At 59.1% G+C, this 14,787-nt stretch carries 16 protein-coding genes and 1 pseudogene; 7 read left to right on the top strand and 10 right to left on the bottom strand.

What is annotated here, in order from left to right; all coding sequences use genetic code 11:
• Positions 1-329, top strand: a pseudogene (locus AC5DB9_RS04805) (choline transporter); the annotation flags it as partial.
• A gap of 3 nt (positions 330-332) precedes the next feature.
• On the opposite strand, the gene AC5DB9_RS04800 reads toward AC5DB9_RS04805, so the two are convergent.
• From AC5DB9_RS04800 to AC5DB9_RS04785, 4 genes are all read right to left on the bottom strand, one after another.
• A complete protein-coding gene (locus AC5DB9_RS04800) occupies positions 333-1,244 on the bottom strand; it encodes a DMT family transporter (protein ID WP_272994045.1) in 912 nt (303 codons plus the stop codon).
• A 153-nt stretch (positions 1,245-1,397) separates the two neighbouring features.
• Positions 1,398-1,817 carry an MAPEG family protein gene (locus AC5DB9_RS04795; RefSeq protein ID WP_272994044.1) on the bottom strand — a complete coding sequence of 140 codons (420 nt, stop codon included), beginning with the start codon at positions 1,815-1,817 and terminating at the stop codon, positions 1,398-1,400.
• A 46-nt stretch (positions 1,818-1,863) separates the two neighbouring features.
• Positions 1,864-2,433, bottom strand: coding sequence for a TetR/AcrR family transcriptional regulator (locus AC5DB9_RS04790; RefSeq protein WP_272994043.1), 570 nt, complete (start codon positions 2,431-2,433; stop codon positions 1,864-1,866).
• A 92-nt stretch (positions 2,434-2,525) separates the two neighbouring features.
• Positions 2,526-3,419, bottom strand: a complete 894-nt coding sequence (locus AC5DB9_RS04785) for a YicC/YloC family endoribonuclease (RefSeq protein ID WP_272994042.1) — start codon at positions 3,417-3,419, stop codon at positions 2,526-2,528.
• A gap of 81 nt (positions 3,420-3,500) precedes the next feature.
• Between AC5DB9_RS04785 and rph the strand changes: the two genes are divergently transcribed.
• Complete coding sequence (gene rph / locus AC5DB9_RS04780; RefSeq protein ID WP_272994041.1) at positions 3,501-4,232, top strand: ribonuclease PH; 732 nt, start codon at positions 3,501-3,503, stop codon at positions 4,230-4,232.
• A gap of 19 nt (positions 4,233-4,251) precedes the next feature.
• Here the strand turns inward: rph and AC5DB9_RS04775 are convergent, their stop codons facing one another.
• On the bottom strand, positions 4,252-5,034 hold the full coding sequence (locus tag AC5DB9_RS04775) for an exodeoxyribonuclease III (protein WP_272994040.1): 783 nt from the start codon (positions 5,032-5,034) through the stop codon (positions 4,252-4,254).
• Between the two features lie 360 nt (positions 5,035-5,394).
• Here AC5DB9_RS04775 and pyrE point away from each other — a divergent pair, with 360 nt between their 5' ends.
• Positions 5,395-6,048 (top strand): orotate phosphoribosyltransferase, encoded by a 654-nt coding sequence (gene pyrE, locus AC5DB9_RS04770; RefSeq protein ID WP_349676061.1) that lies wholly within the window; start codon positions 5,395-5,397, stop codon positions 6,046-6,048.
• A gap of 39 nt (positions 6,049-6,087) precedes the next feature.
• Entirely contained in the window at positions 6,088-6,750 is a 663-nt protein-coding gene (locus AC5DB9_RS04765) for a hypothetical protein (RefSeq protein WP_272994039.1), read from the top strand.
• A gap of 4 nt (positions 6,751-6,754) precedes the next feature.
• Here the strand turns inward: AC5DB9_RS04765 and slmA are convergent, their stop codons facing one another.
• The 4 genes from slmA to coaBC all read right to left on the bottom strand — a co-directional run bounded on the left by slmA (position 6,755) and on the right by coaBC (position 12,078).
• Positions 6,755-7,339 carry a nucleoid occlusion factor SlmA gene (gene slmA / locus AC5DB9_RS04760; RefSeq protein WP_022959065.1) on the bottom strand — a complete coding sequence of 195 codons (585 nt, stop codon included), beginning with the start codon at positions 7,337-7,339 and terminating at the stop codon, positions 6,755-6,757.
• A gap of 9 nt (positions 7,340-7,348) precedes the next feature.
• Positions 7,349-8,266, bottom strand: coding sequence for an acetylglutamate kinase (gene argB, locus AC5DB9_RS04755; RefSeq protein ID WP_022959066.1), 918 nt, complete (start codon positions 8,264-8,266; stop codon positions 7,349-7,351).
• A gap of 41 nt (positions 8,267-8,307) precedes the next feature.
• Positions 8,308-10,791: a phosphomannomutase/phosphoglucomutase gene (locus tag AC5DB9_RS04750; protein WP_272991203.1), complete on the bottom strand. Its 2,484-nt coding sequence runs from the start codon at positions 10,789-10,791 to the stop codon at positions 8,308-8,310.
• 81 nt (positions 10,792-10,872) lie between these two features.
• Complete coding sequence (gene coaBC, locus AC5DB9_RS04745) at positions 10,873-12,078, bottom strand: bifunctional phosphopantothenoylcysteine decarboxylase/phosphopantothenate--cysteine ligase CoaBC (protein WP_272991204.1); 1,206 nt, start codon at positions 12,076-12,078, stop codon at positions 10,873-10,875.
• A 102-nt stretch (positions 12,079-12,180) separates the two neighbouring features.
• On the opposite strand from coaBC, the gene radC reads away from it, so the two are divergent.
• Complete coding sequence (radC, locus tag AC5DB9_RS04740) at positions 12,181-12,855, top strand: RadC family protein (RefSeq protein WP_272991205.1); 675 nt, start codon at positions 12,181-12,183, stop codon at positions 12,853-12,855.
• Between the two features lie 32 nt (positions 12,856-12,887).
• Here the strand turns inward: radC and AC5DB9_RS04735 are convergent, their stop codons facing one another.
• Positions 12,888-14,003: an NADH:flavin oxidoreductase gene (locus AC5DB9_RS04735; protein ID WP_272991206.1), complete on the bottom strand. Its 1,116-nt coding sequence runs from the start codon at positions 14,001-14,003 to the stop codon at positions 12,888-12,890.
• A gap of 296 nt (positions 14,004-14,299) precedes the next feature.
• Between AC5DB9_RS04735 and rpmB the strand changes: the two genes are divergently transcribed.
• On the top strand, positions 14,300-14,536 hold the full coding sequence (gene rpmB / locus AC5DB9_RS04730) for a 50S ribosomal protein L28 (protein WP_022959071.1): 237 nt from the start codon (positions 14,300-14,302) through the stop codon (positions 14,534-14,536).
• An 11-nt stretch (positions 14,537-14,547) separates the two neighbouring features.
• Positions 14,548-14,718, top strand: coding sequence for a 50S ribosomal protein L33 (rpmG, locus tag AC5DB9_RS04725; RefSeq protein ID WP_022959072.1), 171 nt, complete (start codon positions 14,548-14,550; stop codon positions 14,716-14,718).
• Positions 14,719-14,787: the final 69 nt, after the last annotated feature.

Below are 14,787 nucleotides of genomic sequence, written 5' to 3'. Positions count from 1 at the left end.
CTATGCCGCGGATCTGCCTGGAGGTTCAGCGGCAGGGCGACGTGAATTTCATCTATGAAATTCGCCTGGTGGAGCACGAGCTGCCGGGGTATGCCTATCCGGAAATGCGTCGAGAGGAAAGCGATGATCTGCACTACTGCCGCGCTGAGGTGTTCTTACGGCGCGGTGGCCAGTCCTACGACATTTACGGTTTCAACAAGCACGAGATCGCGACGGACATTCTCGATCACTTTGAGAAATATCTGCACTTTGTGCATGTGTCGCCGGGACATCTGCCCTGGGAGATGGACGAGCACGATGACATGCTGGCGCCGCCAGAGCAGGACTAGCGATCAGCTTGCCGCGTGACGGCGCTTCAGCGCTCCCTTGATGGACTGCTGCAGTGCCGGCCAGCGGTTGACCAGCATGGCGGTAAAAATCAGTCCGCAACCGGCCAGTTGCAGTCCACTCATGCGCTCACCCAGCCACAGGGTTGCCAATACGGCAGCCCAGACTGGCTCAAGAATCATAATAATGGCGCTGTGACTGGGCAGGGTTTTGCCCATCGCGTGGGTTTGCCATACAAAACGCAGACAGGTGGCGATAAACAGACTGGCGGCAAACCAGCCCCAGATCGCCGCGGGTTGCTGGAAGGCGGGTGGCTCAAAGAATACGGCACACAGACCGGTGATGATGCCCGTCCAAAACAGCTGAATGGCGGTCAGCGGCATGGCCGAGATATACGTCGCGGCGCGGCTGTTCAGCACAAACATCAGGCTCATGATTAACGCCGACGTGAGGAAGCACAGCTCCGGAATACCGATGTGGAACTCACCATCCAGCGACAGACAGGCCAGTCCGGCCATGGCAAAAGGCAGGGCAAAATACACATAGGGGCCGGGGCGCTCGCCAAACAGGCGGCTGATCAGTGGCACAAGCAGTAAACCCAAACTGGTAAGAAAGGCGCCAATGCCCACATGCGAGGTCAGCTTCAGGCCGAGTACCCAGAAAATCATTGAAATACCAAACAGGCCGCCCACCTGGCTGGCGGCGCGCCACTGTTTTGCGGTCAGTTTTTTCAGGCTGGGATAGCTCAGGGCGCCGAGGATCAACGACGCGCCGCCGAAACGCAGTGCCATAAACGTGAGTGGCGGGAGTCCGGCGACCGCTTCACGCGAAAAAATCCAGCCAGTGGACGCAACAATCGTTACCAGCAGCAGGAGTAGGTCGGCTTGAAAAGCGGAGGAGTTTTGGCGAGCGTTCACGTGTTGCCTACTACGACTGAATGAACAGGGCGACGACCGCGCTGAGAATTAACGGCATGCATCGCGCCAGTATACTCCCCCTCAGCCCTTCCGGCAGCTACTCTCGATTTACGATACGGCTCCGCGGTCGCGAGAAATAGTGGGGTGAGGGTGCTACAGCGACACCAGCAAGCTGCCCACCATCGCGAACATTGCCAGAATCTGGGAAAAAAAGGCGAGAAAACGCAGGGTCGCGATGCGCTCGCTCTGTGGCAGGGCAATGTGCACCGTACTCTGTACTACGCGGGTTCCCAGAACCGTTAGCGCCAGCGTGTCGAGCGTGGCGGATGCGACGCCGGCGCTTTCCACGGCAAAGACAATGCAGGCGAACACTGGCAGGTTTTCAATGCAGTTCATGTGTGCACGCATTGCCCGGCCATACCAGGCTGAGCCATCGTCGGGATTCGCGGTCCATTGGCTGATGCTGGCGCGTCCGGTGAAAATGCGGCTCCAGCGGTAAACACCTACAGTCGAAAACAGAATGACCAGTGTCCACAGGGCGAAGCCGAGGGCCGAGGCAACGGGAATACTCATAGTGGCGTCCTTTTCAGGCAGGATTAGAAGCTTGGTGTTAGAGCGGTTAGCGGTTTGCAGAGATGCCCAGCAGCCGGTTTACGATCTCGCTGTCGAGGGCATAAGCCGTTCCGGTTCCGCGCGCAACCAGCGCCACACCGTCAATCAGTGCCATCAGATGTTCCGCCTCCACGCCGATGCGCTGGGCGTCCAGCGTGCATTCGCCGCGAGCTATTGCGCTGGCAATGGCCGTCTGTAACCACTGAAGTTGAATATCGAAAAAGCGCCGGGTCAGTGTTTGCAGGCGCTCCGGCAGCACGGTGACCTCGGCGGCGAGGGCGGCGCACAGCGGCAGTGTGCGGTCTGCGGATTTCTCGCTGAGCAGTGTGCTGAAGGCCATAATCTGCATTGCCAGCGTCGGCTGTTCCGTTTGAATCTGTTGCAGGCGGGACGTCAGTTCCGCCAGGTGAGACTCCACGATTGTGATGCCGAGGGCTTCCTTGGTTGGGAAATGGTGATGAATGCTCGCCTTGCGAATACCCACCGCACTGGCGAGATCGGCATAGCTGAATGCCGCATAGCCGCGTTCCCTGAGCAGAAATTCAGCCTGATTCAGTAATTGCTCCCGGGTGTTCATCTCGCGTGTGCTCTCATTGGCTTGTTACTGGAGAGCCTACCATTTGGTAGGTAGGCGAGGCAAGCCGACGCTGAACTCGCGTGCTAGAAGATTTATTCGATATTCTGGATCTGCTCGCGCATCTGTTCGATCAGTACTTTCAGCTCAACGGCGGCTTGGGTGCTTTCGGCAACGACGGCTTTGGAGGACAGGGTGTTGGCTTCGCGGTTGAGTTCCTGCATGAGGAAGTCGAGGCGTCGGCCGACCGCGCCGCCTTTCTTGAGGACGCGGCGCACTTCTTTTACGTGGGTGTCGAGGCGGTCCAGCTCTTCGTCGACATCGGCCTTTTGAGCGATCAGTGCCATTTCCTGCTCGAGGCGTTCCGCGTCGAGTTCAGCCTGCAGTTCGGCCAGGCGGCTGCGCAGTTTGTCGCGCTGACCGCTGACGATCTCTGGCATGCGGGCGCGCAGGTCGGTGACGATCTCGCTGATACTGCTGAGGCGCTGTTCAATGAGCAGCGCGAGTTCGTCGCCTTCGCGCTGGCGGTTGGCGCGCTGGTCGTCGAGGGCGTCGACAAAGGCGGCCAGCAGGTCTTTGGTAATGGTGTCGCCATCCAGTTCGCCGCTTTGCATGACGCCAGGCCAGCGCATGATGTCCAGCACATCAATCGGTGCGGCGTGAGCGATATCGGTGCGCAGCTGGTGGGCGGTGTCCAGCAGTTGCTGAGCAAGGGTCTTATTGAGCTGCAGTTGTTGGTTATGATCCTGCAGGCTCAATCGCAATGAGCATTCGACCTTGCCGCGTTGCAGGGCGTTGCGCAGGCGGTCGCGCAATTCGGGTTCCAGTTGCCGCCAGCCTTCAGGTAGCTTGAATGACAACTCCAGGTAGCGATGATTGACCGAACGCAGCTCCCAGATGGCGGTGCCCCAGGGGTGTTCGCTGCGGCGGTGGGCGAAGGCGGTCATGCTGGAAATGGTCACGGTAACCTCAGTGCTCAATAGCTTCATGTTGAACAGCCATTGTATCGGTAAACGGCCTTCGCTTCAGGCCCTCCCTAGCCGGTATACTTTGCGGCTGAGACATAGGAGATGATTATGACTGTTGTTCGACCCAGCGGTCGCGCCGGTAACGAAAAGCGCGAAACCCGTATTACCCGCCATTACACCTGTCACGCTGAGGGTTCGGTACTGGTGGAAACCGGCGCCACCAAAGTGCTGTGTACCGCCTCGGTTGAGGCCAGTGTGCCCCCGTTTCTGCGCGGCAAGGGCCAAGGTTGGGTGACGGCGGAATACGGAATGCTGCCGCGTTCTACCGGGTCTCGTATGGCGCGAGAAGCGGCGAGAGGCAAGCAGTCCGGACGGACGCAGGAAATTCAGCGACTGATTGGCCGCTCGCTGCGCGCGGCTGTCGACCTGACCTTGCTCGGCGAACACACCGTTACGCTGGACTGCGATGTCATTCAGGCCGATGGCGGCACGCGCACCGCGTCGATCACCGGCGCTTGTGTGGCCATGGTCGATGCCATCCGTTCACTGCAGCGCAGCGGCGCGATTGCCGGTGATCCGCTGAAGCAGATGGTGGCTGCTGTGTCGGTCGGCGTCTATCAGGGGCAGCCCGTGCTGGACCTGGATTATCTGGAAGACTCCAGTGCCGAGACGGATATGAACGTGGTGATGGACGAAAGTGGCGGCATGATTGAAGTGCAGGGCACTGCAGAAGGAGCGACGTTCAGTCGCTCAGAAATGAATGCGATGATGGATTTGGCTGAGCAGGGTATTGCTGAGCTGATCTCTGCACAGCGGGCCGCGCTGGTCGAGTAAGCCAGCGGAGGGCGCCTTTTTAGAAGGCGCTCTCCGGCAGTTCGTAGTCGTAATCCATAATCAGCGGGGCGTGCTTGCCGAACTGCTGAACCTTGTAGATGGCGCCATGCTCAACGCGGCTTTGCAGGCGTTCTGATACCACCTGGTAGTCAACCCGCCAGCCGTTTTTACCCGGCTCACCGTCGGGCCAGTAGCTGAACTCGTCGGCATCGCTGTTGACCAGCCGGAAGGCGTCGGCGTAGTGCTCGTCGTGGAACAGGCGTTCCATCCACTGCTGCTCTTCGGTCAGGCTGCCGGAAACGCCGTGATTGCCTTTCACATCCTGAATATCGATGCTTTTGTGGGCGATGCCCCAGTTGCCGCAAATGATGAAATCGCGGCGCTTGTTGCGCACTTTGTGCAGGTGGTTGTAGTACTGCTCAAAAAACTGGCTCTTGCGAATTTGCGCCTCGGCATCGCCGTCCGGTACTGAGGGTGACAACAGGCTGCCGATGCTGATGTTGTCAAAGTCGGCTTGAATGTAGAGGCCTTCCATATCGAAATCGAGAAAGCCCAGCCCGGTCATAATCGCTTTGGGGAGCTGACGGCAGTAGATAGCAACGCCGTTGCTCTTGCCATCGGCGGCATCGAAGAAGTAGGGGTTGTATTCACGGGGAAAGAACACGTCGTCGCGGAGTTTGTACTCGGCAATGCCCAGGTTCTGCAGGCAGATGATGTCGGCATCCTGCTTCACGACCCAGTCAAAAAAGCCTTTCTCGGCGGCATCAGTGATGCTGTCAGCGCAAAAGCTGATGATTCTCATGCGGTTCTCGTACGTCTGGTGTGGGCAAAGTCGCCCAGGCTATGTGTATTGAAACTGTCCGCCAATTACGGTCTTGGCAGAGGGAGGTTGTACTTTGCCGCTGGCAGGGCGGGTAGTTATCTTGCCCGTATCCGGTCGGCAATTCCCACTGTAAACAGCATGTTAGACTACAATGAAACCCATTGGACAACAATCTGCAAGCGGTGAATGTCCGTAAAAACACCGCCAAAATCCGCTTTTTCGTTTCATATTCCCACATATTGCTCTGCATAAAGCGGGCCAGTGGCTGTGACGACGAAGTTCCGGGGCGTACAATACCGTCAATATGCCAACGTTTTTGTCAGTGAGTCATCGCCTTTCATGAGCATCAAACCGTATCAGCAGCAGTTTATTTCCCAGGCCATCGACAGCAACGCGCTGTGTTTTGGCGAGTTTACGCTTAAATCTGGCCGCATCAGCCCCTATTTTTTCAACGCGGGGCGGTTCAGCAGCGGGGCATCACTGGCGGCGCTGGCGGCCTGTTATGCCGATGCGATCGTGGATTCGGGTGTCGAATTCGATCTGCTGTTCGGGCCGGCCTACAAAGGCATTCCACTTGCTGCGGCAACGGCCTGTGCGCTGGCGCAGCGCCACCAGCGCGACGTCCCCTTCGCTTACAACCGCAAAGAAGCCAAGGATCACGGCGAGGGTGGCACCATCGTGGGTGCGGAGCTGAAGGGCCGAGTACTGATTATTGATGATGTGATCACGGCCGGTACCGCCATTCGCGAGGCCATCACCATGATCGAAGCGGCTGGCGCAGACGTCGCGGCGGTAGCGATCGGTCTGGATCGCCAGGAGCGTGGGCGAGGCGAGCTCTCGGCCATACAGGAACTGGAACAGGAGCGCCAACTGCAGGTCATAAGCATTGTCGGTCTGGCGGATATCATCGAGTATCTGCGCAGTGCCGCCAACGACCCGGCGCTGCTGAGCAGGGTCAGTGATTACCGGACCCAATACGGCGTTACACTGTAAGTTAAAAGGTAAGTAGGGCAGCAACGAGGGTAGGCAGATTTGTTAAAGCGAGTCGCAGTATTGTTGGGCATTTTCCTGTCTGTTGGCGCTGTTTCAGCGCAGGCGGCGGAAAAACTGTTCTACCGCTATGTGGATGCCAGCAATAAAGTGGTGATTCTCGATCGCCTGCCACCCGATGTGGTGCCGCGCGGCTACGATGTGATTCGTGCCGACGGCAGTGTGGTGAAAAGCGTTGCCCCGCAGCTGACTGAAGAAGAGCGTGAAGCCCTTCGCCGAGAAAAGGCGGTGGCCCGCGCCCGGGCAGAGGCTGAGGAAAAGTTGCGGGCCTGGGACGAATCCCTGCTGCTGCGCTACAGCAATATCGATGATATTGAGCACGCCAAGCAGCGCGCGCTGACCGACATTCGGGTGCGCATCTCCATATTGAAAAGTAATCTTTCCACCGTGAAACAGCAGGTGCTGAACAATCAGGCCGAAGCCGCAGAGCTGGAGCGCCGTGGTCAGGCGGTGCCTGCGGCGCTGAGTAAAACGCTGGCGGATTTGCGTCACGAAGTCAGTACTACCGAGCAGCAGATCGGGCGGCGGCTGGTGGAGCTGGATGACGTCGATGCCGCCTATGAGCGGGATAAAGAGCGCTTCTCTCAGCTGGAAACGGTGCTGCGTCGCCGCAGCTATTCCCGGCAGTCAGAGCCGCGCGATTGATGTCCTAGCGGAACAGCATGTCCTGTAACAGGGCCCACTGTTCTTCCCAGTCCTGCGTTGGCGCGCGCTTGAAATCACTGCGCACAAATTGCCCGATACGCCCTTCGGCAAATGCCATGAGCAGATTCGCAGTGGCATTCGCGGTGGCGCGGGTACGTTTGCCTTCACGCAGTTCAGCCTCGCGAAGAATTTGTCGCAACTGCATTTCCAGACGGTCGTAAAATTGTTGCACGCGGCCGCGTAGACGCTCGTGTTCTCCCGCCAGGGCATCGCCATTGAAAATGCGGGTAATGCCGGGGTTGCGCTCGGTGAAGGCCAGCAGCAGGTGTAGCAGCTTGGCGATGGCGTCGTCGGCTTGGTCGCTGTGCTCGACAATTTGGGCTACACGGCTGAATACCGCGTCTTCCACAAATTCAATCAGGCCCTCAAACATCTTCGCCTTGCTGGGGAAATGGCGGTAAAGCGCGGCTTCCGAGACACCCACTTCTGCCGCCAGTTTGGCCGTGGTGATCCGGCTGCCGGGCTGTGTTTCCAGCATGGTAGCCAGCGCCTGCAGAATATCGTCGCGACGCGAGGGACGCTTGTTCATGAAAAATCCTTATGCGTCTTCGGCTTGCAGGCTCTGGTTGGTAATCAGGGTGCCTACACCCGTATCGGTGAAGATTTCCAGCAGTACGGCGTGGGGCACGCGGCCATCGATAATATGGGCACTGTTCACGCCCGCTTTTACTGCGTCCAAGGCGCAGCCGATCTTGGGCAGCATACCGCCGTAGATGGTGCCGTCTTCGATCAACGCATCTACCTGCTCGGTGCTCAGTCCTGTCAGGACTTTGCCTTCCTTGTTTTTCAGCCCTTCGATGTTGGTCAGCAGCATCAGTTTTTCGGCTTTCAGGACTTCGGCCACTTTGCCGGCCACGAGATCGGCATTGATGTTATATGACGCGCCATCCGGGCCGACGCCAATCGGTGCAATCACCGGGATGAAATCGCTGTTGATCAGCATTTCGAGCACATCAGTGCTGATGCTGGCGACTTCGCCAACATGGCCGATATCAATAATTTCCGGGGCCGACATCTCTGGCGTCTTGTGGCGAACCTTGAGTTTGCGCGCGCGAATGAGCTGGCCGTCTTTGCCGGTCAGGCCCACGGCCTTGCCACCGTTATGATTCAGCAGCGAGACGATTTCCTTATTCACGCTGCCGCCCAACACCATTTCCACCACGTCCATGGTATCGCTGTCGGTAACGCGCATGCCCTCTACAAAATGGGACTCAATCTGCAATCGCTTGAGCAGGTCGCCGATTTGAGGGCCGCCGCCATGCACCACAATCGGGTTCATGCCGACCAGCTTCATCAGTACGATATCGCGGGCGAAATGCTCTTTCAGTTCGTCGTCGATCATCGCATTGCCACCAAACTTCACCACAATCGTTTTATTGGTGAAACGTTGGATGTAAGGCAGGGCTTCGGTCAGAACGCGGGCGATATCGCCCGCAGCGTCGCGGCTTAGTGACATAGCTGGTCTCATGCTCTGGGTTCGCAGGTGAAAAGGCGGTATTAAAGACTATCTGCCAAGTTGGGATCAATCTTCGCCAGCGTTTGTGCGAAGCTTTCACGAATTCCGTCCAGGGCGGCTTCGCTCTCGGCTTCAAAGCGCAGGGTGATCGCCGGGCCGGTGTTGGAGGCCCGGAGCAGGCCCCAGCCGTTGCGGAATTCATAGCGCAGACCGTCGATATCGATCAGCTTGGCATCGCGAAAATCGTTCTGCTGGGCAAAGGCATTCACCACATCAAATTTCCGCTCGTCATCCACGGGCAGCAGAATCTCCGGGCTGCTGAACAGCTTGGGATAGCTGACCAGCTCTTCGTCCAGTGTGGTGCCGGCCAGTGTCAGGGCTTCCAGCAGGCGGGCGGCGGCATACAGGCCGTCGTCGAAGCCGTACCAGCGTTCTTTGAAGAAGATATGGCCGCTGAACTCGCCTGCGAGCAGTGCGTCACTGCTGGCGATCTTGCGTTTCATATGCGAGTGGCCACATTTCCACATCACCGGGCGGCCGCCACGGTCCAACACCAGCTGGCCGAGCAAGCGACTGCATTTTACGTCGAACAGCACTTCGCAGCCGGGATTGCGGCTCACCATGTCGTCGGCCAGCACCATCAGTAACTGGTCGGCGCGGGGGCGGCGTCCGGATGCGCTGACCACCGCCACTCGGTCACCGTCGCCGTCAAAGGCAATGCCGATATCGGCGCCTTGCTCGGCCACCGCAGCGGCGAGCGCGTCGAGGTTTTCGGGAATCGTAGGGTCGGGGTTGCGGTTGGGGAAGCGGCCGTCCACCTCACAGAACAGTGGCGTGACCTCGCAGCCCAGCTCCTCAAACAGTGGAACGGCGATATTTGAGGTAGCGCCGTTGCCGGCATCGATAACCACTTTCAGCGTCTGCGCAATAACCACGTCGCCGCAGATGCGGTCGATATAGCGCTGTTCAATACTGTCGCTGCTGAGTTGTCCTTCGCCCTGCTCGTAGCGTTGCTCGGCAACGCGGTCGGCCAGGGCCTGAATCTCTTCACTGCTCAGGCTTTCAAAGCCCAGCAACATTTTCATGCCGTTGTATTCGGCGGGATTGTGACTGCCGGTAATCATCACCGCGTTGCCGATATTCAGGTCGTGGCAGGCGAAGTGCAGCATGGGCGTGGCGATCAGTCCAAGATCGACAACATCAACGCCGCAGCTCAGCAAGCCCTCGATCAGCGCCTCGCGAATACGCGGGCTGCTCTCCCGGCCATCGCGCCCCAGCAAGATTTTCTGCTGGCCACGGGCGAGGGCTTCGCTGCCCAGGGCGCGGCCAATGTGGCGGCAGTAATCGCTGTCCAGGTCGCGATCGGCAATCCCGCGAATGTCATAGGCGCGGAAGCAGTTGCGGCGATTGGGTGGCGGAGTATCGGCGGCGGGTTCTTTGGCGCTCGATTGCGGCGCTGGCTTGTCGGGTTTGGAGGCGGTTTTCTTGGACGTCAGGGGTTTGGCCTCAGGCAGCGGTGGCCGCAGGTCGGCGGTGGGATCAAAGCGTCCGCCGTGCTGGCTTTGCAGCGGTTTCTTCTCAACGGTTTTGTCCTTGCCCATCAAGCTGTCGATATCGGGAATATCCGGTGAGGCGGTACTCTCGTTGCTCAGGGCTTTACGCAGGGGCGCGGCGCTGGCGCGCAGGAAAAAGATGCTGTGGCTGGCAGTAATCAGTGCCAGGCACAGCAGACAAACCAGCCAGATCAGGGTGCTGTCGATGGTCAGCGCATTGACCGTTACCTGCTGTGGAAAGACTTCCAGTGACCAGCCGGGGATGGTGAGGGCGCGACTGACCATGTATTGCTTGTACTGCTGGCCATTGGCGGCAATGACCACGCTTTCGCTGCCCTTGTAGCGTTGCACCAGCTGGTTACTGACGGAGTTCCCCGCGATATTGCGCAGAATCCGGGCGAAGAATTCGGCATCGAAGCTGACGATGATCGCCCCTTGGTCACCGGCGACTTGCAAGAGCGAAATCAGCCAGCGCTTGTCGTGCTGGTAGGCCTCGATAATGAGCTGCTGACTGTCGATGGCCTTGCGCAACATGTCGATTTCAATATGGTTGCGCAGGCGCTTGGTTTCAGTGCTTTCGTCGGCGATACCCTGAGGGCCGATACGGATCAGCTTGCTGTCGGTGGCTGCGGGAAAGCTGCGACGCAGATCCAGCGCTTCTTTGCTCAGCGCTGCAGCATCGCCCTGGTCAAATGCGGCGATAATGTCGGGTTTGCTGGACTGGGCGGTGACTCGCTCGCCGATACCAGCAAGCAGGTCGTCGAGCACCCGTTTCTCTTTGTCGGCGATGTCGCTGGTGACCGCGGCGACGCGCTGGCTGGTGCTGCGCGGCAACTCGATGTTCTGAATCCAGTAAAAAGCCGCCATGATCAGTGCCACACAGGCCAGTCCGGAAAGCAGAATGTCCCGCCGGGCGGGTGTCAGTGAGACTTTTGTGGCGGTGTTCTTCGGTGAGCGGCGCGACGTAAGCATGATGGTGTTATCGGTAATCCCTGCCAGTTGGGCGTTGCATTATCATGGAAGGCCTTGAGGCGGCTGTCCAGAACGCGGCTCTCAGTCTGCCGGTTCTCTGTGCTGCTGGGCAATCAAGGCGATCAGTTGCCGGGCGAGCTGGCGCTTGCTCATCTGTTCGATGTGCTGCTCGGTATCGGCGCCGATCACGGTCACGCGGTTGTCGTCGGTATTGAAGCCGATGCGGCTGTCCGACACATCGTTGGCCACGATCAGGTCCAGCTTTTTGCGTTGCAACTTGTCCCGCGCATAGCTCACCACATCCTGTGTTTCTGCGGCAAAGCCCACCGTAAAGGGGCGTTTGGGATGGCTGGCAACCGCACTGACGATGTCGGGGTTGCGTACCAGCTCAATGCGCATGGCGTCGTTGTGCTTCTTGATCTTCTGTTCTTCCACGTTCGCGGGCCGGTAGTCAGCCACCGCGGCGCAGGCGATGAAAATGTCGCAGTTACCCATTTTTTCCAGGCTGGCGTCGTACATCTGCTGCGCGCTGATGACGTCGATACGGGTGACGCGCTCCGGGCAGGGAAGCTGTGTGGGGCCACTGATCAGCGTGACTTGCGCCCCTGCATCGGCGGCCGCTTCGGCCAGGGCATAGCCCATTTTTCCCGAGCTGTGGTTGCTGATGTAACGCACCGGATCAATCGCTTCGCGCGTTGGCCCGGCAGTGATACACAATTTTACGCCGTCCAGCGCACGGCTTTGAAATAGCCCCGCCGCCAGTTCGGCCAGTTGCTCGGCTTCCAGCATCCGCCCCGGCCCGACATCGCCACAGGCTTGCTCGCCGGCCGCTGGTCCAAACAGCGCAATGCCGCGCTCGCGCAGAATCTCGACATTGGCCTGCGTGGCCGGGTCGCGCCACATACCCTGATTCATGGCCGGTGCCAGGGCAACGGGCGCCGGGGTGGCAAGACACAAGGTGGTCAGCAGGTCGTCGCCTCGACCGCTGGCCAGCCTCGCCATCAGATCGGCGCTGGCAGGGGCCACCAGAATCAGGTCGGCCCAGCGCGCCAGTTCGATATGCCCCATGCCCGCTTCAGCCTCCGGATCGAGCAGCGTGGTATGCACCGGATTGCCCGACAGTGCTTGCAGGGTCAGCGGAGTGATGAACTCCATGGCGGCGGCGGTCATGACGACGCGCACGTCGGCGCCGTGGTCTTTCAGGCGGCGCACCAGCTCGGCACTTTTATAGGCGGCGATCCCGCCGCTGATGCCGAGGAGAATATGTCGGTTACTGAGCTGCTTCATGCCGGGGCTCGATATTGCAAATCAAGCAGCTATTATGAACGTTCAGGGCGGTGGGGACTACCGCCGCCTGCGATCTGCGTTTGCCACGCCAAGGAGGGTGATGTGGCGATTAATCACTGGCCGGAGGCCGAGCGCCCCCGTGAGAAACTGCTGGCGCGCGGCGCCGAAGCCCTTTCCGACGCCGAACTGTTGGCGATATTTCTCCGTACCGGCGTGCGCGGCAAGTCGGCGGTGGACCTCGCCAGAGAGCTGTTGGCCGAGCACGGTGGATTGACGGCTCTGATGGCGGCGTCCCAGTCTCAGTTCTGTGCCTCTAAGGGACTGGGCGATGCGAAATATGTGCAGCTGCAGGCGGTGATCGAAATGTCCCGCCGCTATCTGGGTGAGGCCCTGCAGCGCGATGCGGTGTTTGCCAGTGCCTCGGCCACCAAGCAGTTCCTTTGTGCCCAGCTGCGCGGCGAACATCGCGAAGTATTTGCCGCCCTCTACCTCGATAATCAGCACCGGCTGATTGCCTACGAACCTCTGTTTTACGGCACGATTGACGGGGCGGCCGTTTACCCGCGAGAGATTGCCCGACGTGCGCTGGAGCTGCACGCGGCTGCGCTGATCGTGGCGCATAATCATCCCAGCGGGGTGGCCGAACCCAGCGATGCCGATGTGCGAATTACGGCACGTATCCGCGAGGCCTTGTCGCTGTTGGACATGCGCCTGTTGGATCATTGCGTGGTGGCCGGACCGGAGGTGGTGTCGTTGGCGGAGCGCGGTTTGCTGTAAGCCGCCCCGCCATTTGCGGAAATGAAGAAGGCTTAGCTCAGGCTCATCATACTGCGCACGTCAAAGGGCTCGAACTCGTCGTCGCGCCCCTGCTCCAGCTTGGCGACCCAGTTGGGGTCTTGCAGCAGGGCGCGGCCCACGGCAATCAGGTCGAACTCGCCATCGGCCACCCGCTTGGCAAGGTTTTCAAGACTCTGTTCCGCCGCCAGCTCTGACGATTTGCCCTGTGCCAGTGATTCTATGAAGTCGCTGGCAAGGCCGACAGAGCCGACGCTGATGCTGGGCTTGCCGGTGAGCTTTTTCGCCCAGCCAGCAAAATTCAGCGAAGATCCCTCGAACTCCGGCTCCCAGAAGCGGCGCTGAGAGCAGTGGAAGATATCGGCACCTGCGTCGCTCAGGGCGCCCAGCCAACACTGCATCTCTTCCGGTGTTTCTGCCAGCCGCGCCGTGTACTCCTGCTGCTTCCATTGGGAGAGGCGAATAATCAGCGTGAAGTCCTCACCCACAGCGGCCCGGGCGGCCTTGAGGATTTCGACCGCAAAACGGCTGCGTTCGACCAGTGTCTTGCCGCCAAAGCGGTCGCTGCGTTCATTGGTGGCGGGCCAAAAAAACTCGTCGATCAGATAGCCATGGGCACCGTGAAATTCGGCGGCATCGCAGCCAATGGCTTTGGCGTTGCGGGCGGCGTCGGCATAGGCGGCAATCGTGTCGGCAATGTCGCTGTCACTCATCACCTTACCCCGTGGTTTGCCCGGCATGGCCAGTCCCGATGGACTTTCCAGTTGTTCATCCGGAATCACATCGCTGTCACCGGTCGTGTGCATTGACCCCACGTGCCAAAGCTGCGGGGCAAAGGCGCCCCCGGCAGCGTGAACGGCGTCGACGGCGCGTTTCCAGGCAGCCAGTTCCGCCTCGCCATGAAAGCGTGGCACCTTGTTGTCGTGCAGCGCGCCGGGACGGTTGATGCCGGTGCCCTCGGAAATAATCAGGCCGACGCCGCCCTCGGCGCGGCGCTGGTAATAAGCGCACATGGCGTCAGACAGAATGCCGCCGGGGGAGTGGGAGCGCGTCATCGGGGCCATGGCAATGCGGTTGCGCACGGTCAGTGATTTACAGGAAAACGCGTGGAACAGAGCTTCACGTGACATGCTGGAAAGTCTCCTTGGGCGGCGATGTGCTGTGGTTTATATCGCGCGCGATAAAAACAGCAAGGCTACCAGAAGGGCTGCCGGATCGGAATGATGGAATTTTCGCCAGTTTCGTTGATTAGGGGGCGGGCTTCTGGTATAAAGTCGCGCTCTATTTGGGTCCGACCTCGGCCGAGTGTCGTGCAAGCCTGCTGCCGGCGCCGATTTTCGGTGCTGAGACCCAGAATTTTTAGGCGAAGTTTGCAGAATTCATCGGGCTTTTTTGCGTAAAAAGCCTCAAGAGGCGAAGGAAAACCATGTCCAGAGTATGTCAAGTTACTGGCAAGCGTCCGGTAACCGGAAACAATGTATCTCACGCAAAAAACCGCACCCGTCGTCGTTTTTTGCCGAACCTGCACAGCCACCGTTTCTGGGTTGAGGCAGAAAAACGTTTCGTAACCCTGCGCGTGTCTGCAAAGGGTATGCGTATCATCGACAAAAAGGGCATTGATGCTGTTCTGGCTGATCTGCGTGCCCGCGGCGAGAAATACTAAGGAGAACCGTCATGGCGAAGAAAGGCGCTAGCGATAAAATCCGTCTGGTCTCCAGCGCGGGTACTGGTCACTTCTACACGACCACTAAAAACAAGCGTAACACCCCCGACAAGTTCGAATTCAAGAAATACGATCCGGTGGTTCGCAAGCACGTGATCTACAAAGAAGCCAAAATCAAGTAAGGCTGCTTTGCCCGATTGCGAAAAGCCGCGCTGGTCGCGGCTTTTTTTATGGCCGCGGTTTCTGTTCCG

Source organism: Spongiibacter sp. (genome assembly GCF_984394615.1).
The sequence above is the reverse complement of the archived record's forward strand: the minus strand, read 5'-3'. Positions and strand labels throughout refer to the sequence as shown.